The following is a 17,574-nucleotide window of genomic DNA, read 5'->3' on the forward strand; positions in this document are numbered from 1 at the left end:
TACTTGCTTATATTGTGCATTGATTGTATTCATAGGATAAATCTAATAATATTTTTTTAATTGAACAATATTTAAATGTAATTATAACAAATTTTGTTTCGGATTAATGTAATTTTGCAGCAAATAAATACAATTTTATATTATGGCAAATGTTAGAGATTTAAAAAAGGACATTAATTACGTTTTAGGAGATATTATTGAAGCTGTTTACATTTGGGAATATGCCAACACAGACAAGGATACTAAAAAGAGTGAAGCAATTATCGATGAAGCAATCTCAACTTTTGATACATTAATTGCAAAAGTAAATGATAAGAAGGTAGACGATAAAAAAGCTCATTTTAAAGCGATTAACCAAGAATTGGAAACTAAGGGTCGTGCATTGATTGAAAAAATCAATAATTTAAGCTAAATTATTTTGAAAAAGTTTTGCAGATATAAAAAACACTCTTATATTTGCACTCGATTTTCAGGCCGATGTAGCTCAGCTGGCTAGAGCAGCTGATTTGTAATCAGCAGGTCGTGGGTTCGAGTCCCTCTATCGGCTCTAAAAAAGTTCAATGTTTACGCATTGAACTTTTTTTTTGATTTGATTTTAAAACCTCAATAATTTTAAAATTAAGCCGGATCAAGTCTAAAAGTTGTGGGATTTATATATTACGCATAAATAGATGCTAGTCTAAATAAGAAAAAATCTATATTTCTGACACCTCTAAATTGTGCTCTAAAAGCTTTTATTTTAGCATTGAAAGATTCAGCCGATGCGTTTGTACTTCTGTTATCGAAATAATTTAGTATATTTTTGTAATGAATAGACATGGTTCTTGCTATTGTATTAAAGCTTTTAAACTCCGCTTTTCTTACTTTTTCATCCCATTTCGCTAGTCTAATTAATGCAGATGTTTTATCTTTTGAATTATTAAATATCCATGATAAGTTCTGACATAGATTATATGCCTTTTCTAAATCTGGATATCTCTGAAATAGAACTTCCGCTCTTTGAGATTGATTTTTAGTCCATTTTGAACTTGATTTGTATAGTAAATATCTGCTTCTAGCGAGTAACTGTTTGAGTGTATCTCCATTTTTAAGGAGTTCAGGGGTAAACTTCAGGGATTTACTTCTTGCTTTTTCTATAGCATCGTTTTCTAGGTCTATAGCATCCCATCTATGCTTAATTCTAATCTCTTGTAATGCATCTAGTGCTAATTTTTGAACATGGAAACGATCTATAACCAATGTCGCATTGGGGAATGATTTCTTAACTATCAGTCCCATATTTCCAGCCATATCTAAAGTTACTTCCTTAACCTTACTTCTTTGTTTTAGAGGGATTTTGCGTAGTATATTAATAACCGTTTCAGCTTTGGTTCCTTTTACCATTGCTATTATAGCTCCTGTCTTTCCTTTTGCGGATTTATTTGTTATTATGGTATATAAATCACCATTGGAGAAAGCTGTTTCGTCCAATGAAAGGTAACCCCCGATGTTTTGAGGAAATAACATCCAATTTCTTGCATGCGACTTTTGATCCCAAGATTTAAAGTCACTTAAATAATCTTTATATTGTCTTTGCATACTTCTAGGGTTTACTCCATAGAATTTAGCGACCAGAGTTGTGCAAGAAGCATTATTACTAATAGAGTTCTTTTAAAAAAGCAGCAAATTCACTAGTCATTCTAGTGCCTTTTGCTACTAATTTCCAATCCCTTGTAACCACTTTATTAGTGTCTTGATTAATCCATCTTCGTCTAGTGATATGTAAGAAAACATTCTTACCTCTTATGGGGAAATCCTGAATACTAGCTTCTGGAAAAAACCTTTAGAGTGTAGTTTTTCATCTTTATGATCCAATGGTGCATTGTTTAGTTCTGTGAAATAAAAATGAATTTCTTCAGCTTTAACCTCATGCTTAGTTAAGTCAAAATAGGTTACTAAAACTTCTGGAAGTAATAAATTAGCAATTGATAATAGAGTGTCTGAGGACATGTATTTCTTTTATTCAAAGGTCTTCCAATTTTTTGTACTCCACAACTTTTTGTGTTGAGCCATTAAGCCTCCTTAGCAGGTCTAATATCTACTGCTACGGTCATTTTATTTTTTCCTGTACTGTATACTACACCTTTTAAGGGAGGAACATCGTAATAATCACGTCCCCAAGACACGGTTATGTGTTGGTTTTTAGGAATTTGGTTATTTGTAGGGTCGAAATCTACCCAACCAAAACTAGGTATAAACACAGAAAACCAAGCATGAGAGGCATCTGTACCTACTAATTTTTCCTTTCCTGGAGGTGGTATAGTTTCAATATATCCGCTTACATATCTAGCAGGTAAACCTATAGAGCGTACGCAGGCAATAGCAATTTGTGCAAAATCTTGGCAAACTCCTTTTTTCTCTTTTATTACTTCGTGTATAGGGGTTGCAATAGTGCTAAATTCCGAATCAAATTTAAATTCTTTGAAGATACGTTGCATGAGTTCGAATGCGGCTTCAAAAACGGGACGTTTAGGCTTAAAAGATTGCTCTGCATAGGCTTTGATGTCTGGCGTTAACTTAGCAATAAAAATAGATTCTAAAACAAACTGTTTAACATCTATATATTCGGGATTATTTGTTTTTAATTCTAATAAAGCTTCTTCTAAAGTGATAGTTTTACCTTTTTCCGATGTTTCTATATTAGGTTGTTCCGTGTAATCTCTTTCTATTATGCTCTTAGCTTTTACTTCTAATTTGTTGTGTTGTTTCTGAATTGAAAACCTAGTAATGGTATTCCCGAAAAAATCGAGACGTTCGGTTATTTCTGTTGGCGTTGGATTAATTTCAAGTTCATAGTCTATAAGCGTTTGTCCAGGCATATTTTTGGGTTTCAATGTGGCAATATTATGGCAAAATGAAACACCACTTTCATAATCGTAACGTGTGGTATGAGAAACTTTAAATTTCATAATTACAAGGTGAAATTTTGATTAACCAACTGCTTTTGTTGGTATGCATGATTAAAATAGGTGTCGGAAATCGCTAAGGAGGTTTCATGAAGTAAATCGCTTAATTCTGTTAAAGCATCATCTAAATTTTGCCTAATTATTACGGCATCTGTTCCCAACTCTAAAAGTGAAGTTATTTCTAAATTTTTAATTTTATGATAAGCTTCAGAAATAAATTCCTGACAATCGGTGGATTGATTAACTGCGTCAGAATGTGGAAGTTTATTTATGTCTTTTTGAATGCGTTTAATTTGATATGTTAAGGACTTTGGATATTCTTTATCTAGTAAAATGAGGTTTATAACATTCTCTGTACTTAAATAAGACCTGTAACTGTATCTGTAAATATTTAAACTTTCATGACTTGTTAAAAGTGCTTCTAAAATTTCATATTGAGCTTGTTTTTCATGATTTATAACTAGAAGGGAGCGGCATTTCGAGATATTCATCATGGCTTGCTCGGTCTGTAAACCTATAAAATATAACAACAATCCTTGTTCTACCAGGATGCTTTCCTCAATGAGTCCCATAAAAGCAATAAGTCTTGTGATGATTTTATCTAGTATTTTTATAAGCGATTGGGGAGTATCTTTGCTGTCTTCTTCTACAAACTTTGTCCAATTCTTCTGAATACCATCAAAAACACGCCACATGTCTTTAGACCATAAATTTCTTAAGGTGTAATACGAATTATTGAAACTAGAAAGCGTTTGTGCAAAACTTCCAATTCTATCTTGATCAATCAATAAAGATAGAATTTCTTTTAAAGGATCTTTAAGTGCTTTTTCGCCTTCTTTCCCAATAAATCCAGGGAACGTAGAAGTTAAGTGTGTTACAGCTTGAAATAAGCTAAGCAAGCCTTCAGATTGTGTTTTTTGTTCGTTATACTGCTCATTACTCATTTTGTTAAGGACGGTGCGTAAAAAACGAGCCGTAACAAGAGCTCTACCTAAGTATCGTCCCGACCAATATAAATTTTCGGCCGTATTGCTTGGTAAATCTTTAATTCCGGAGATAGAAATTCTACACGTATTATCCCAAGAGTAATTTTGAATATTAGTCTGTTGTTCATCGGTAACAATCCAGAAATCTTTACTTACTCCACCACGTTGATTAGAGACAAATAAGTTTTCTCGTTCTGCAGCTACACGAACCAAGCCACCAGGCATGACAGCATATCCTTCTTGTGTGGCTATAGAAAATGTTCTGCACATCACTTTTCGCGGTTCTAATTTATCTTTAACAAGATCTGGAGCGGTAGAAAAGGATATTTTTTCTTGTGCTACAAAAATAAACGGATTGGCAATTATTTCTTTTTTAGCTGATCTAATTGTTTTGGTTTAAGAAATTCACAGAAAAAGATGCTTTCTCTGTTAGACCTATCAATACGTTTTACAACCAAGTTAGTGAGGTTGTTTAAAACATAATTACGTTCTTTTTCCTGGCCACACCACCAAGAGCCTATTTGCGGTAGAATTAAATCCTCTTTAAAAAAGTACTTACAAATGGCATTCATAAAAGGAATTAATCCGGAGTTTTCCAGAATACCGCTACCTATAGGGTTTACTATAGTTACCTTTTGTTCTCTTACCACATCAAGTAAACCGGCAACTCCTAAATACGAGTCTTCACGAAGCTCTAAAGGGTCCATAAACACATCGTCTACACGTCTTAAAATAACATCGACTTGTTTCAGTTCTTTTAATGATTTCATCCAAACTTTACCGTTTCTTACCACTAAATCGTTACCTGTAACTAATGGGTAACCTAGGAAGGAGGATAGATAGGCATGCTCAAAATAGGTCTCGTTTAAAGGCCCAGGTGTTAAAATAACAATATTGGGATTTTCTTTGTTTTGAGGCGCAGCATCGATAAGCATTTTATTAAACTCGTAAAAGAAATGTGTTGGAGGTTTAACATGAATATCTTTATAAAGATCGGGTAAAATACGACTTGTAGAATATCTGTTTTCTAAAGCATATCCCATGCCCGAAGGGGCTTGCGTTCTGTCGTTAACTACCCACATACGGCCATCTGGACCGCGTGCTAAATCGGTAGAATGAATTAATAAGTTTTTAGCGGTTTTATATTGAATTTGATCGCATTGTCTTAAAAATCCACGGTGCGCATAAATGACTTCCAGCGGAATAATGCCATTTTTTATAAGCTCACGTTCGCCATAAATATCTTTTAAAATTAGGTTTAGTAATTCTGAACGCTGCTGAATACCTTTTTCAACAGTGTCCCATTCTTTTTCATGAATTATAAAGGGCACTATGTTTAATTGCCAAGCGCGGTGCATACCTTTAGGGTCGTTATACACATTGTAGGTCACACCATTTTCATCCATTAACCAATCGATCTCGTTTTGTTTAGAGATTAAGGTTTCTGTACCCACTTGGGTAAGATTATAAAGTAATTTTTCCCAATTGGGATTCACAGACAAATTAGATTTAAATACTTCGTCGTAATTTCTAAGGTCTGAAAAATAACTTCCAAACAGGGTATTTTTATCAATCGACATTAATCGTTTATTTTTTTCGTAAATCTAAGGTATAAGGAAATTCGAAATTAATTGGTAATTCTGCGTATCTAAATTTTTTCGAACTACCTTGTTTTTTTACATTTCGCCTTGATTTGTTGTCGTCTTGTTCGATTTTTTCAACCTCAAATACCTCACCCTGAGTATGTCCCTGATCCCAAAAACGATTAATACGTCTAGATTCTGCTTCGTAACTATTTATAGGATAAGTTTCATAAGAACGTCCGCCAGGATGAGCCACAAAATAAGTGCAGCCTCCAATAGAGCGTCTATTCCATGTGTCAATAATATCGAAAACTAATGGAGTATCTACATCTATAGTGGGGTGTAAGGACGAATGTGGGTTCCATGCTTTATACCTAATACCCGCTACATATTCGCCTTTAACACCTGTATTATTTAAATTGATTTTTACGCCATTACAGGTTAAAACAAAGCGCTCTTCTATAAAATGAGAGACTTTAACTTGAATACGTTCTACCGATGAGTCTACATATCGAGCCGTACCACCCCCCGTCATTTCTTCTCCTAAAACATTCCAGGGTTCTATAGCAGCTCGTAATTCTAGATGGATATTATTTATTTCGATCATACCGTGTAAAGGAAATCTAAATTCGAAAAAGGGATTAAACCAATCTTCTTTAAAACGGTAACCTGCTTTATTAAGTTGAGCCACAATATCTTTTATATCTTCTCGTACATAATGTTCTATTAAAAACTTATCGTGTAATTCTGTACCCCAACGGACTAATTCGTGCTCGTATGGTTTTTTCCAGAACCAAGCCACTAATGTTCTAACCAGCAAGTTTTGCATTAAACTCATTTGCGGGTGCGGAGGCATATCGAAGGCACGTAATTCTAAAATTCCTAAGCGTCCAGACGATGAATCTGGCGAGTATAATTTATCTATACAGAATTCTGCACGGTGGGTATTTCCAGTTAAATCGGTTAATAAATGGCGAAAAAGCCTATCTGTTAACCAAAACGGAACTTTACCGTTTTTAGGAATTTGGCTGAATGCAATTTCAAGTTCGTATAAGTTTTCCATACGAGCTTCATCTATACGAGGTGCCTGACTTGTGGCTCCTATAAATGCTCCAGAAAATAAATAAGATAAACCAGGATGGTGTTGCCAAAACGTTAGTAAACTACGCAATAAACTTGGTTTACGCAATAACGGACTATCGGCAGGGGTAACACCACCTAAAGTCACGTGATTTCCACCACCAGTTCCAGTGTGTTTACCGTCGAGCATAAACTTTTCGGTACCTAAACGCGACTCCTTAGCTAGTTCGTATAGTTTTAAGGTGTTGTGAGTCAGTTCTTCCCAGTTTTTAGCTGGTTGCACATTAACCTCAATAACACCTGGGTCTGGCGTGATTTTTAGCGATTCTAATCGATTGTCTTTAGGAGGGTCGTAGCCTTCTAAAACAACAGGAATTTTAAGTTCTTTTGCGGTAGCTTCTATAGATGCTACTAAATCCAAAAATATTTCGGCAGAATCTAGAGGAGGTAAAAATAAATGCAATTTTCCATCTCTAATTTCGGCACATAATGCAGTTCTTATAAAATAATTCGAGTTATCTTCTTCTAGACCATGTTCTGTAATGTGTTTAACACGTTTTGATACCAAATTTCTGTAACTCGGTAGTTTTTTCTTTTTAGTAAAATTATCGGGGATATATTTTGGGAATTCACCATGTTCGGGTTCTAAAATAAGCGAATCTAAAGGGAGTCTTAATCCAATAGGTGAGTTTCCAGGAATTAAAAACAAATGATTTCGTCTAAAGCGCCAGGCATTAGTGTACCATTTATTAGCGGTATTATTTAATGGCAAAACATACCCCACAGCTTTCGACTTGCCATCATTTAGAATTTGCTTCAGTTTGTCTTTTACTAAAAGTGCACTATCGTCTTGTGTAGGGTCTACATCTATAGGGAGTTTACCTTCTTCCCAAAGGAAATAAAATGCATCTTCATAGGTGGGGATAATGTTCTTGTTAGATACTCCAAGATATTTTGTTAAGGTTTCTAGAAATACTTTGTCGGCATCATCGGGTATCGAATTCTGATCGGCAAAAAGGGCAAATAGTTTTTTATTGTGCCATATCTTTTTACCGTCTTTTCTCCAGCAGATTTCAATTTGCCACCGAGGGAGAGGCTCTCCAGGATACCATTTTCCTTGAGCCTGATGTAAAATACTACCGTTATTAAAATCGTCATATAATTTAGCCGAGAGCGTTTTTGCCAGTTCACGTTTATGCGGACCATCTGCAGCTGTATTCCATTCGGGAGATTCCATATCGTCTATGGAGACGAAAGTTGGTTCCCCTCCCATAGTTAGTCGAACATCTCCTTTTTGTAATTCCTTTTCAACTTTAAAACCAAGTTTATAGATAGCCTTCCATTGCTCTTCGGTATATGGTTTTGTTACACGTGGTGATTCAAAAATACGTTTTACAGAATTCTCGAAAAAGAATTCAGTTTCACAAATATCTGTCATTCCAGACACAGGAGCAGCACTTTCAAACGAAGGTGTACATGCCAAAGGGATATGCCCTTCACCTGCTAAAAGGCCGGAAGTAGCATCGAAGCCAATCCATCCTGCTCCCGGGAGGTAAACTTCGGCCCAAGCATGTAAATCGGTAAAATCTTCTTCGGGACCAGAAGGACCATCTAGAGATTTTTCATCTGATTTTAATTGAACCAAATAGCCAGAAACAAATCGAGCTCCAAATCCTAAATGGCGTAACGTTTGCACAAATAACCATGCATAGTCGCGGCAAGACCCTGTTTTAAGTTCTAGTGTTTCTTCGCAAGATTGTACACCTGGATCTAAGCGTATGTTGTAGTTTAAATATTCGTATATTTTTCGGTTTATATCTATTAAAAAATAGATGGTTTTTCTAGGTGTTGTGTCTATGGTTTTAATGAAATCTTTTAAAAGTTGGCCTTGTTCCGTAACTTCTAAGTATGGAAGGAGTTCCTTTTTTGTGGTTTCATCGTAGGTAAATGGATATTCCTCTGCAGCCTCTTCGACAAAGAAATCGAAAGGGTTTATGGTTTTTAAATCGGCAATAATTTCAACTTCTACAGATAATTCCTTGGTTTTCTCCGGAAAAATTAAACGCGCCATATAGTTTCCAAAAGGGTCTTGTTGCCAATTGAAAAACTGATTTTCGGGTTTTATTTTAATCGAATACGATTCTATTGGTGTACGGCTATGTGGGGCAGGACGTAGCCTGAATATATGTGGTGATAACGAGACTAAGCGATCGTATTTATATAATGTTTTGTGTGAGATAACAATTTTTAGAGCCATATTTAACCTATTAAAGACGTTACAATTTAAGAGATTTTTAACCGAAAATTACAGTATGTTTAAAAAAAAAGGAAAGAATATAAAATGTATATTTTTTTTAATTTTAAAATGTGGTTTCAATAATTTTACCTTGCTTTAAATATTAAATAGGCAATTCTTGTTTTTGTAGCAGGAGATGTAACTGAAATTAGGTGAGTCGCCTAAGTATAAAAAAGGACAATAAAACTGATTTTAAAAAATGAGAAGCGAAAAGGAGATGAAACGACTTATTCTTAAAAAGGCTCAGTCTGAAGAACATATTCGAGCCGTTTTATTGAATGGTTCTCGAGTAAATTCAAATATAAAACCCGATAAGTATCAAGATTTTGATGTGGTTTATATTGTAAAAGATATTGACTTTTTCACTTCTAATCACTGTTGGGTAGATTATTTTGGACCGCGTTTAATTTGGCAATTACCAGACGATATGAACTTGGGAAATGAAGCTAGGATGAATTCAGGGAAATTTACTTATCTCATGCAATTTACAGGTGGAAATAGAATCGATTTAACATTGATTTCGATAGATAAATTGCGTAAAGATTTTAAATGGGACAGTCTAACTCATGTCTGGTTAGATAAAGACGGTTTATTTGAAAACGTTCCAGAAGCAAACGATTCCGATTATATTATTAAGAAGCCAACAGCACTTGAGTTTAAAGAAACATGCAACGAATTTTGGTGGGTTTGCACGTATGTGGGTAAGGGACTTGCCAGAAATGAAATTATTTATGCTAGGGACATGTTAGATACGGTTGTGCGGCCCATGTTCATAAAAATGATTGAATGGCAAATTGGTACAGCTACTAATTTTTCTGTCTCGGCAGGTAGAGGCGGAAAGTTTATAAAAAACTATGTCTCCGAATCTGCATATAAAAGGATACTAAAAACCTATTCTGATGCTCAAATCTCGAACACTTGGAATGCTTTGGAACTTATGATGGAATTGTTTGGTGATTTTGCAAAATCAGTGACGAACGCATTAAAATACACATATAATATTTCTGAAGAATTACATGTAAAACAATACCTTGCTGAGGTGAAAATAGATAACAATTAAGATACCGCAAAAAAAAGGTTAATTTTTTTTAGTATTTAAGTACTGGTTGTGCGTGTGGGAAATGGAAAGTTAATGCGATATTTTATAGTTCAATGCGATAAATAATATGACAAAAGGTAATGTAATATTGAAATAACTGATATCGAAAGCCGAATTAAACACACACTGAAATATACCGTGTTCAAATATATTTAGAATAAAAGCTATCGCTACGGTAATGAACAAAATAAAGACATTAGACCCGATTAGTTCCGATAAGTTATGAACTTTAAAGGAGTAGATTATTGGGGAGATAATAAATAGTATACTAACAATAAATGGTAACTGTCTGTTTTGTAACTCTAATGGATTATGCATTTTAATATGTTCTATATTATCTGCATTATGAAAACATATAAATAGAAATACGAGAGCAGTTACTACTGCAGTTGTAATAAAAATGAGTTTCTTTTTTATAGAAAAGTAATAAAATTCTTTAAAGAGGAGTAAAGATATTGGAATGACTGAAGTTAGTCGAGTTAGTAATAATGCTGTCGACAGAAATGATAAGACAGAAGTGTTTATACTTTGATTTTTTGTTATTTTTTTCTGAACAACGACTAAAAATAATGTGATAAATATAAAGTTGGACATTAAATCACTTTTTGCATAAACCTCCCATAAATAGGCCGGAGAGCAAATTAACAATAACAAGCAAAATAGTCGATCTCTATATGAAGTGAATGTTATATAAATAATATAAGCAAAAATAAGGAAGGCAAAAGACTGAAGGAAACCAATATTACCAATTAAATAAAATGGAATTCCGATGAATAGAAGGGTCGGTAGGTTTGAAGTTCGCCCATTTAAATGATCTATTGCGGAATAAGGGTAATCCCCATTTAATAAAGCAGAAATACCTGCTTCCATAGCAGACCACCGGTCTGTATTAAGTGTATAACCATCTACTACTATGTTTAAATAGATAGTGACCAGAAAAAAGAATGAAAGAATTAAGAAAAATGAACCTTTATAATAGATTTTTAAATTTGTTTTTTGAAAAAAATAAATCCAAACTAAAGACAAGCAAAAATATAATAGTGTAAACACATATCCCAAATCTGAGTCCACTCGAGATGAGTATTTGAGTACAAAAAGGCTATTAATAAATAAGTATAATAAAATTGGTAGGACTAATTTAAAGCTCATAAGTAGATGCCCATTAAAATAGAACGGTAAAAACAAACTAGCTATTCTAATTTAAATGTGCAGTAGGTGTTAATCTTGTTTTTAACAAAAGTAAATAAATTAATGTTGTTAGAGTTTTTAAATTTTACTGTGGTTATTTTAATTTTCTAAATGAATGTTTTGGGGGAATGAAGGATCGCTGGTGTAATCGAAAATTCCAGAAGTGTGATTTAATAAATGATGAATTTTTACATTGGGATAATTACTACTTAATTCGGGTATAAATTTACTTATAGGGTCTTGGGTAGAAAGCAACCCTTCTTGTTCTAAAAGCAATATAGCAACAGCGGTAAATTGTTTAGTAAGAGAACCAATACAAAATTTCATGTTTGGAGTTAATGGTACACCAAGCTCCATGTCGGCCATTCCGAAAGCTTTTTGATATAGTTTTTCATTGTTTTTTGTAACTAAAATAGACGCTCCTGGTTGCGCTTGTTTTAACTCTAATTGCACAACGGAGTCTAGTTTTTTTTCAAGACTTTGGCTTAAAACAAGGTTGAAGCTAAAAAAAAGGGACGCTAAAAAAAGAAATAATGGTTTTGAATTTTTCATAATGTTACGAGTTTAAGATGTTAGGTTACTGCCTATGGTTTACTACGGGCAAATAAATAGCCGAAGGATGCGCCTTATCATGCCAAATGGTATTGGTGGCAATTATCCCTTTTGATTCATCATAATTTTTGCCTCCGGTATTTAAGTTTCTATCATTTTTAAATTCTATATGGTATAAAATAGATCTTGTGTATTCGCCCATATAGTAACCAGAATGTTGTTCATCCTTAAAATCTTGTGCTGTTGTAGAAGTACTCACTGAAATAATGAGCAGGATTAAAAGGGGTTTTAATAGTTTCATATTTGGCGGTTTAGTTTTTAGTTGACTCCAATTCCCCTATTTTCTCCATGTTGCCAATAATTTCTCCTTTAAAAAGAAAATTAAAGGTAAGTGGTTTACTGTTTTTAACTTTGGTTAAAGTTATTTCATCTTGACCAATTCCAGCTATTTCATTCTCTCTATCGAGTGGAAATGTCGTATCATAAAACAACCAGGAACCATCTGTTAATTTTAATAATTCTATTGATTGACCATCCGGAAAATTTAATATTAATCTCGTGTTTTCTTCTTTTGGGATAGCACTGAGCTCACCTTTATTTCCAGATATGGTAAATTTGTAGTGTCCTAATAAAGGTTTTATGTCGCTCTTTTTTGCTGTAACAATGGTTTCCTTATGTTTTGATATATAATCTTTGCGTTCATCTGGTGTGGTACCTAAAATGTCTGATATACCAGCGGCAAAAAATTTATTTGTTACTCTTTGGTTTATTAAAACAATAATACTCAAATCGTTATCAGGGAGTTTTAAAAATTCTACTCCCGAAGCTCCATTATGAAATAATACCAATTGGTTATCCATGGTCGTTGTAAACCAACCAAAACCATATCCAGTTTGTTTTCCATTATTTAAGGTATACGGTGTGTACATCATGGTTTTACTTTCTTCGGTGAGAAGCAGATTCGTGTTTAGTGCAGCATCCCAATGGATCATGTCGTCGATGGAGGCGAAAACACCGCCAGCTGAGATTAATTCTACATCTACAATTCTAGCTCTGTTTCTGTCAGACACGACCTTACCATCGATTAGGGCATACCCTGTGACTTGATTGGGATGGATGGTAACCTGATCCATAAGATAGGCTGTTTGCATTTTAGCAGGATCGAAAATGTGTTTTTGCATAAACTCGTTAAAAGACATGCCGGATATTTTATGGATGATGTAGCCTAAAACGTTCATACCATCATCGCTATATGAAAATTGTTCACCAGCATTGAACAACAAGGAATCCTTTTTAATATTGGAATATATTTCGTCTGCAGAATACTTTTTAGGAACAATATTGTTTCGGGCATTTCCTTCATAATTAGGCAAACCAGAGGTGTGTGTCATTAAATGCCGTATGGTAATAGCATCCCAAGTTTCTGGCGCATCGTGCAAATAGGTTTTTATAGGTACATCTAATTCTAAAACACCATCTTGTTTTAACAACATAATGGCTACGCAGGTCATGTGTTTGGATATAGAAGCAATCCAAAAGCGGGAAGAATCTGAAACCGGTACTTTATATTCTAAACTAGCATATCCGAAATTACCCCTCAAAAGGGGCTTGCCGTTAGAAACTACAGCATAAGCCAATCCGGGGATATTTTGGCGTTTCATTTCTTTTTTATAAAGGCATCGACTTCTTCAGCTTTTTCTTTGGATATTTCTATAGGTTTCTGTCCGTAGATTGAGCCTATTAAAAAGCAGTTTATGATTAGAAATAATAATTTGGTTTTCATAGTGTTGTTAGTTTTTATCAGAATCTAATTCTCCAATTTTCTCAATACTACCAATGATTTTTCCATTTAAAATAAGATTTAAGGTTAGAGGGTTACTATTTTTAACTTGTTTATACCTTATTTCTCGGCTATGCCATGATTGAGGAAACCTTCTACTATAATATATCCAGCTATTGTCATTTAATTTTATGAGTTCATTAGATGTTTCACCATCTCCAAAATCAATACACAATGTCGTATTGTCCTCTTTTGTAATTAGACGAATTTGTAGTTCTAATCCATAAATATCTTTTAAGTTATAATGCCCTACCAAAGTGTTGATCTCATTTTTCTTTGGATTTGTAATATTTGAACGGTTTTTTTCTAAAAAATCTTTCCGCTCGTCTGGGGAGTAACCCAGTATGTCGCTAATTTTAGATAAAAAGTGTTTTCTTTTTGCCAAATTGGTAAATACAATTATGCTTACATTCTTATCAGGTAATCTTAAAAATTCACTTCCAGAAGTCCCAGTATGATATAAAACCAACTGATTGTCTATGGTTGTTGTAAACCAGCCAAAACCATAGTCAGTTTGTTTTCCATTATTTAAGGTATACGGTGTGTACATCATGGTTTTACTTTCTTCGGTGAGAAGCAGGTTCGTGTTTAGTGCAGCATCCCAATGGATCATATCGTCGATGGAGGCGAAAACACCGCCAGCAGGTTGGATTTCCTCTTGAATAAATCTTCCAGAGTTTCTATCGGGGACGACTCCATTTTTTGTAGCTCGATATCCTGTGACTTGATTTGGATGAATGACCAATTGATCCATCAGGTATGCGGTTTGCATATTGGAGGGATCGAAAATGCGTTGCTGCATAAAGTCATTAAAGCTCATGCCACTGACTTTGTGAATAATATAGCCTAATACGGTCATGCCATCATCACTATATGAAAATTTTTCGCCAGGCTTAAACAGCAGAGAATCCTTTTTGATATTTTCATAGATTTCGTCGGCAGAATATTCTTTATTTATTTTGTTACTATAAGAAAGACCTTCATATTCTGGCAATCCTGAGGTATGGGTCATTAAATGTCGGATGGTTATGTCATTCCAAGTTTCTGGCGCATCTGGCAAGTAGGTTTTTATAGGTACATCTAATTCTAAAACACCATCTTGTTTTAACAACATAATGGCTACGCAGGTCATGTGTTTGGATATAGAAGCAATCCAAAATCGGGAAGAATCTGAAACCGGTACTTTATATTCTAAACTAGCATACCCATAATTTCCACGTAATAGGGTTTTACCGTTGGAAACTACAGCATAAGCCATTCCGGGCATGTGTTGCAGTTTCATTTCTTTTTTTATAAAGGCATCGACTTCTTTAGCTTTTGCTTTGGATATTTCTAGAGATTGTTGAGCATAATTAGAGATTGCCAAGAAGCAGCTTGCTAGGAGTATGAGGAGGTTGATTTTCATGACATACTAGTTTACTTATTTATATAATTGAACTACTAAATTTAATTCGTAGGGAGTGTGAATTTTTAAGTATTTCAAATCGACTGATAAATCCTAAGTTTTTATGTCTAAAAAATATAATTTAAAAGCGTGTGTTAGTAAAAAGTAGAAATGTAAGTATTATAAAAATAGGTGTTTATACTGTAATATACAAACATTTAGGTGTGTAAGCAGTTAGTGTTTAGTGTAATACCATGTTCTGGTTTTACTGTAATAAGAATTTATCACCGCTTAATTTTTAGAATTTAGTAAGGCCAGGTTAAAAAAACATTGTGTATAATAAAGAATCCCCATAAAATGAATCTTTTAAAAAAAGAGAAAGTTTATTATATAAAGCCATAATTTTCGAAGTGGTATATAAAATCAAAGACTAAAAAATTGGTTTATACACAGGAATAAGATTATTCAATTACATACGTTTAAATCAAATTTTATCTATATTTGAGAAGCTATATAACCCTGAATTTTTCTGTAGTACACCATTATTTATTAGTGTTTAAAATCCTGATTTATGAAAATATTTGAATGTCCTAATTGTAAATCTCCTCTGTTTTTCGAGAATGCAACTTGTCAGAACTGCAATACTCAATTAGGATATAATCCTTATTTAGACAATTTTCAAGATCCGAATAATAATCAGGGGAATTACACAAAATTTTGTTCAAATTATAAATATGGGGTTTGCAATTGGTTGGTAGACGATTCTGAGAATCCTGAATTTTGCTTAGCCTGTAGCCTAAATCGGGTTGTTCCAAACCGATCCAATATAGATCATTTTCAGAAATGGAACGATTTAGAAATTGCAAAACACCGCTTGGTGTATCAATTACTAAAATTGAGATTGCCGGTCTATCCTAAATTGAAGTATGAGGATGGTGTTACATTTGATTTTTTGTCAGAAAACAATGATGAAAATGTATTAACTGGGCATGCCAATGGGGTAGTGACTATTATTCTTACTGAAGCAGATTCTGTTAAACGGGAACAATTGCGAAAGCAAATGAATGAGAGCTATAGAACCCTTTTAGGTGATTTTAGGCATGAAATTGGTCATTATTATTGGGAGCTTTTATTTAACCAATCGAATGTTGAATCCTTTAGAATGATCTTTGGAGATGAACGTGCAGATTATAGCGAATCTTTAGACAATCATTATAAAAATGGCGCCCCAGAGAATTGGAATGAAAACTATATCAGTGCATACGCAAGTTCGCATCCTTGGGAAGATTGGGCAGAAACCTGGGCGCATTATCTTCACTTAATGGATACTCTAGAAACATCCAATTATTTCGGACTGTCCTTTAATCCAGAGAATGACAATGTAAAAAAACTAGTAGTAAACACTTGTCCGAATCCGTATTTAGAAGCAGATTTTAAGGTCATTTTTAAAGCAAGCGTTTCGTTAACATGTATGGCGAACAGTTTAAATAGATCTATGGGGCTACCCGATATTTATCCCTTTGTTGTTCCAGATAACGTTGTAGAAAAGTTATCTTTTATTCACGAATTACTAAAATCTTACCGGAATACAAGCTCTTAAAGGTACTTCATTAATTCTTATTGTGTCTTAATTAAGATATCAGAAATATTAAGGCGTGGAATTAGAGGGCTTATCACTGTAGATTGCTTAATTTCATGATGTTAAATTAGAAGAAATCTCAATTTTAAGATGTTTATTTTGTTTTTTAACATTTGGTCAAACGTTTGCGTAAATACTTTACTATTTAATTTTATTAACTATAATAAGTCATTATTTTTGTATCCATAAAACATGATATTATGGAATTGTTTACTAACAGTTATTTTGTCTTATTTTTAATCATAGTTATTGGGTTCATTATAGGGCGTATTAAATTTAAAGGCATTTCTCTAGATGTCTCTGCTGTTATCTTTGTAGCGTTAGTATTCGGACATTATGGTGTTCAAGTTCCAAAAGATTTTCAATATATAGGGTTAGTACTTTTTATTTTTACTATCGGAATTCAGGCAGGACCCAGCTTTTTCGAGTCGTTTAAGAAAAATGGGAGGGAGTTAGCCGTTTTGGCATCCATATTAGTGGGAAGTTCTGGATTAATAGCTTTTCTAATTTTTTATGTCTTCGGAATAGATAAAAACTTAACCATAGGTTTGCTAAATGGAGCGTTAACGAGTACACCTGGATTAGCAGCCGCAATTGATGCAACAGATTCTCCATTAGCGTCTATTGGTTACGGTATTGGATATCCATTTGGGGTAATTGGAGTAATTCTTTTGTGAGTTTCTTACCTAAAATATTGAAAGTAAACTTAAAATCGGAGGAAGCAAAGTATAACGCAGAGGTGTCTGCTGGCTTTCCAGAGATTTATAAAAAGCATTTTATTGTTGAAAATGAAAATGTAATAGGCAAAACTTATGAAGAGCTAAACATTCGGTTTATGACCAAAGCCGTAATTTCTAGGATTCTACACGGAGATGTGGCCATAGTGCCAGAACCAGATATTATTTTCATAAAGGAGATATTGTAAGAGCTGTAGGTACTAGTGATGCTCTAGAACGTGTAAAATTACTTATCGGTTCGGAAG

General features: G+C 33.8%; 16 protein-coding genes, 1 tRNA gene and 1 pseudogene. 6 read left to right on the forward strand and 12 right to left on the reverse strand.

Annotation, left to right across the window (positions count from 1 at the left end):
- The first annotated feature begins 142 nt into the window (after positions 1-142).
- Positions 143-412, forward strand: a complete 270-nt coding sequence (locus A9D35_RS15575) for a hypothetical protein (protein WP_066224716.1) — start codon at positions 143-145, stop codon at positions 410-412.
- A 61-nt stretch (positions 413-473) separates the two neighbouring features.
- Positions 474-547 (forward strand) — tRNA-Thr (locus A9D35_RS15580).
- Between the two features lie 110 nt (positions 548-657).
- Here A9D35_RS15580 and A9D35_RS15585 read toward each other — a convergent pair.
- The 7 genes and pseudogenes from A9D35_RS15585 to A9D35_RS15605 form a co-directional block, all read right to left on the reverse strand.
- Positions 658-1,641, reverse strand: a complete 984-nt coding sequence (locus A9D35_RS15585) for an ISAon1 family transposase (protein ID WP_066220849.1) — start codon at positions 1,639-1,641, stop codon at positions 658-660.
- Positions 1,637-1,801 (reverse strand): ISAon1 family transposase N-terminal region protein, encoded by a 165-nt coding sequence (locus tag A9D35_RS19800; RefSeq protein ID WP_439951256.1) that lies wholly within the window; start codon positions 1,799-1,801, stop codon positions 1,637-1,639. The genes A9D35_RS15585 and A9D35_RS19800 overlap by 5 nt, the downstream gene beginning before the upstream one ends.
- Entirely contained in the window at positions 1,783-1,989 is a 207-nt protein-coding gene (locus A9D35_RS19725; RefSeq protein WP_369692182.1) for a hypothetical protein, read from the reverse strand. Before A9D35_RS19725 ends, A9D35_RS19800 begins: the two co-directional genes overlap by 19 nt.
- 62 nt (positions 1,990-2,051) lie before the next feature.
- A complete protein-coding gene (locus A9D35_RS15595) occupies positions 2,052-2,948 on the reverse strand; it encodes a transglutaminase family protein (protein WP_066224719.1) in 897 nt (298 codons plus the stop codon).
- Positions 2,949-2,950: 2 nt separating this feature from the next.
- Positions 2,951-4,201: an alpha-E domain-containing protein gene (locus A9D35_RS19280; protein ID WP_369692208.1), complete on the reverse strand. Its 1,251-nt coding sequence runs from the start codon at positions 4,199-4,201 to the stop codon at positions 2,951-2,953.
- Positions 4,190-5,511 (reverse strand): annotated as a pseudogene (locus A9D35_RS19285) (circularly permuted type 2 ATP-grasp protein); the annotation flags it as partial. The pseudogene A9D35_RS19285 and the gene A9D35_RS19280, both read right to left, overlap by 12 nt.
- Positions 5,512-5,518: 7 nt before the next feature.
- Positions 5,519-8,851 carry a transglutaminase family protein gene (locus A9D35_RS15605; protein ID WP_066224722.1) on the reverse strand — a complete coding sequence of 1,111 codons (3,333 nt, stop codon included), beginning with the start codon at positions 8,849-8,851 and terminating at the stop codon, positions 5,519-5,521.
- Between the two features lie 238 nt (positions 8,852-9,089).
- On the opposite strand from A9D35_RS15605, the gene A9D35_RS15610 reads away from it, so the two are divergent.
- Positions 9,090-9,950 (forward strand): aminoglycoside 6-adenylyltransferase, encoded by an 861-nt coding sequence (locus A9D35_RS15610; protein WP_066224724.1) that lies wholly within the window; start codon positions 9,090-9,092, stop codon positions 9,948-9,950.
- A 1,326-nt stretch (positions 9,951-11,276) separates the two neighbouring features.
- Here A9D35_RS15610 and A9D35_RS15620 read toward each other — a convergent pair.
- Genes A9D35_RS15620 through A9D35_RS15635 form a run of 5 tightly spaced genes read right to left on the reverse strand, consistent with a single transcriptional unit; the run spans position 11,277 to position 14,974 of the window.
- Entirely contained in the window at positions 11,277-11,729 is a 453-nt protein-coding gene (locus A9D35_RS15620) for a serine hydrolase domain-containing protein (protein ID WP_066224730.1), read from the reverse strand.
- A 25-nt stretch (positions 11,730-11,754) separates the two neighbouring features.
- Positions 11,755-12,030, reverse strand: a complete 276-nt coding sequence (locus tag A9D35_RS15625; RefSeq protein ID WP_066224732.1) for a hypothetical protein — start codon at positions 12,028-12,030, stop codon at positions 11,755-11,757.
- A 10-nt stretch (positions 12,031-12,040) separates the two neighbouring features.
- Positions 12,041-13,390 carry a serine hydrolase domain-containing protein gene (locus tag A9D35_RS15630; RefSeq protein ID WP_066224736.1) on the reverse strand — a complete coding sequence of 450 codons (1,350 nt, stop codon included), beginning with the start codon at positions 13,388-13,390 and terminating at the stop codon, positions 12,041-12,043.
- Positions 13,387-13,512 carry a hypothetical protein gene (locus tag A9D35_RS19515; protein ID WP_262487494.1) on the reverse strand — a complete coding sequence of 42 codons (126 nt, stop codon included), beginning with the start codon at positions 13,510-13,512 and terminating at the stop codon, positions 13,387-13,389. Before A9D35_RS19515 ends, A9D35_RS15630 begins: the two co-directional genes overlap by 4 nt.
- Before the next feature lie 7 nt (positions 13,513-13,519).
- On the reverse strand, positions 13,520-14,974 hold the full coding sequence (locus A9D35_RS15635) for a serine hydrolase domain-containing protein (protein WP_083191729.1): 1,455 nt from the start codon (positions 14,972-14,974) through the stop codon (positions 13,520-13,522).
- 550 nt (positions 14,975-15,524) lie between these two features.
- Here A9D35_RS15635 and A9D35_RS15640 point away from each other — a divergent pair.
- The 3 genes from A9D35_RS15640 (at position 15,525) to A9D35_RS18960 (ending at position 17,517) form a co-directional block, all read left to right on the forward strand.
- Entirely contained in the window at positions 15,525-16,553 is a 1,029-nt protein-coding gene (locus A9D35_RS15640; RefSeq protein ID WP_066224741.1) for a zinc-binding metallopeptidase family protein, read from the forward strand.
- A gap of 239 nt (positions 16,554-16,792) precedes the next feature.
- Complete coding sequence (locus A9D35_RS18955) at positions 16,793-17,269, forward strand: aspartate-alanine antiporter-like transporter (RefSeq protein ID WP_218017746.1); 477 nt, start codon at positions 16,793-16,795, stop codon at positions 17,267-17,269.
- 17 nt (positions 17,270-17,286) lie between these two features.
- Positions 17,287-17,517 (forward strand): hypothetical protein, encoded by a 231-nt coding sequence (locus tag A9D35_RS18960; protein ID WP_218017747.1) that lies wholly within the window; start codon positions 17,287-17,289, stop codon positions 17,515-17,517.
- The last annotated feature ends 57 nt before the right edge of the window (positions 17,518-17,574 follow it).

The sequence above is a fragment of the Formosa haliotis genome, from assembly GCF_001685485.1.
In the GTDB taxonomy this organism is placed as follows: domain Bacteria; phylum Bacteroidota; class Bacteroidia; order Flavobacteriales; family Flavobacteriaceae; genus Formosa; species Formosa haliotis.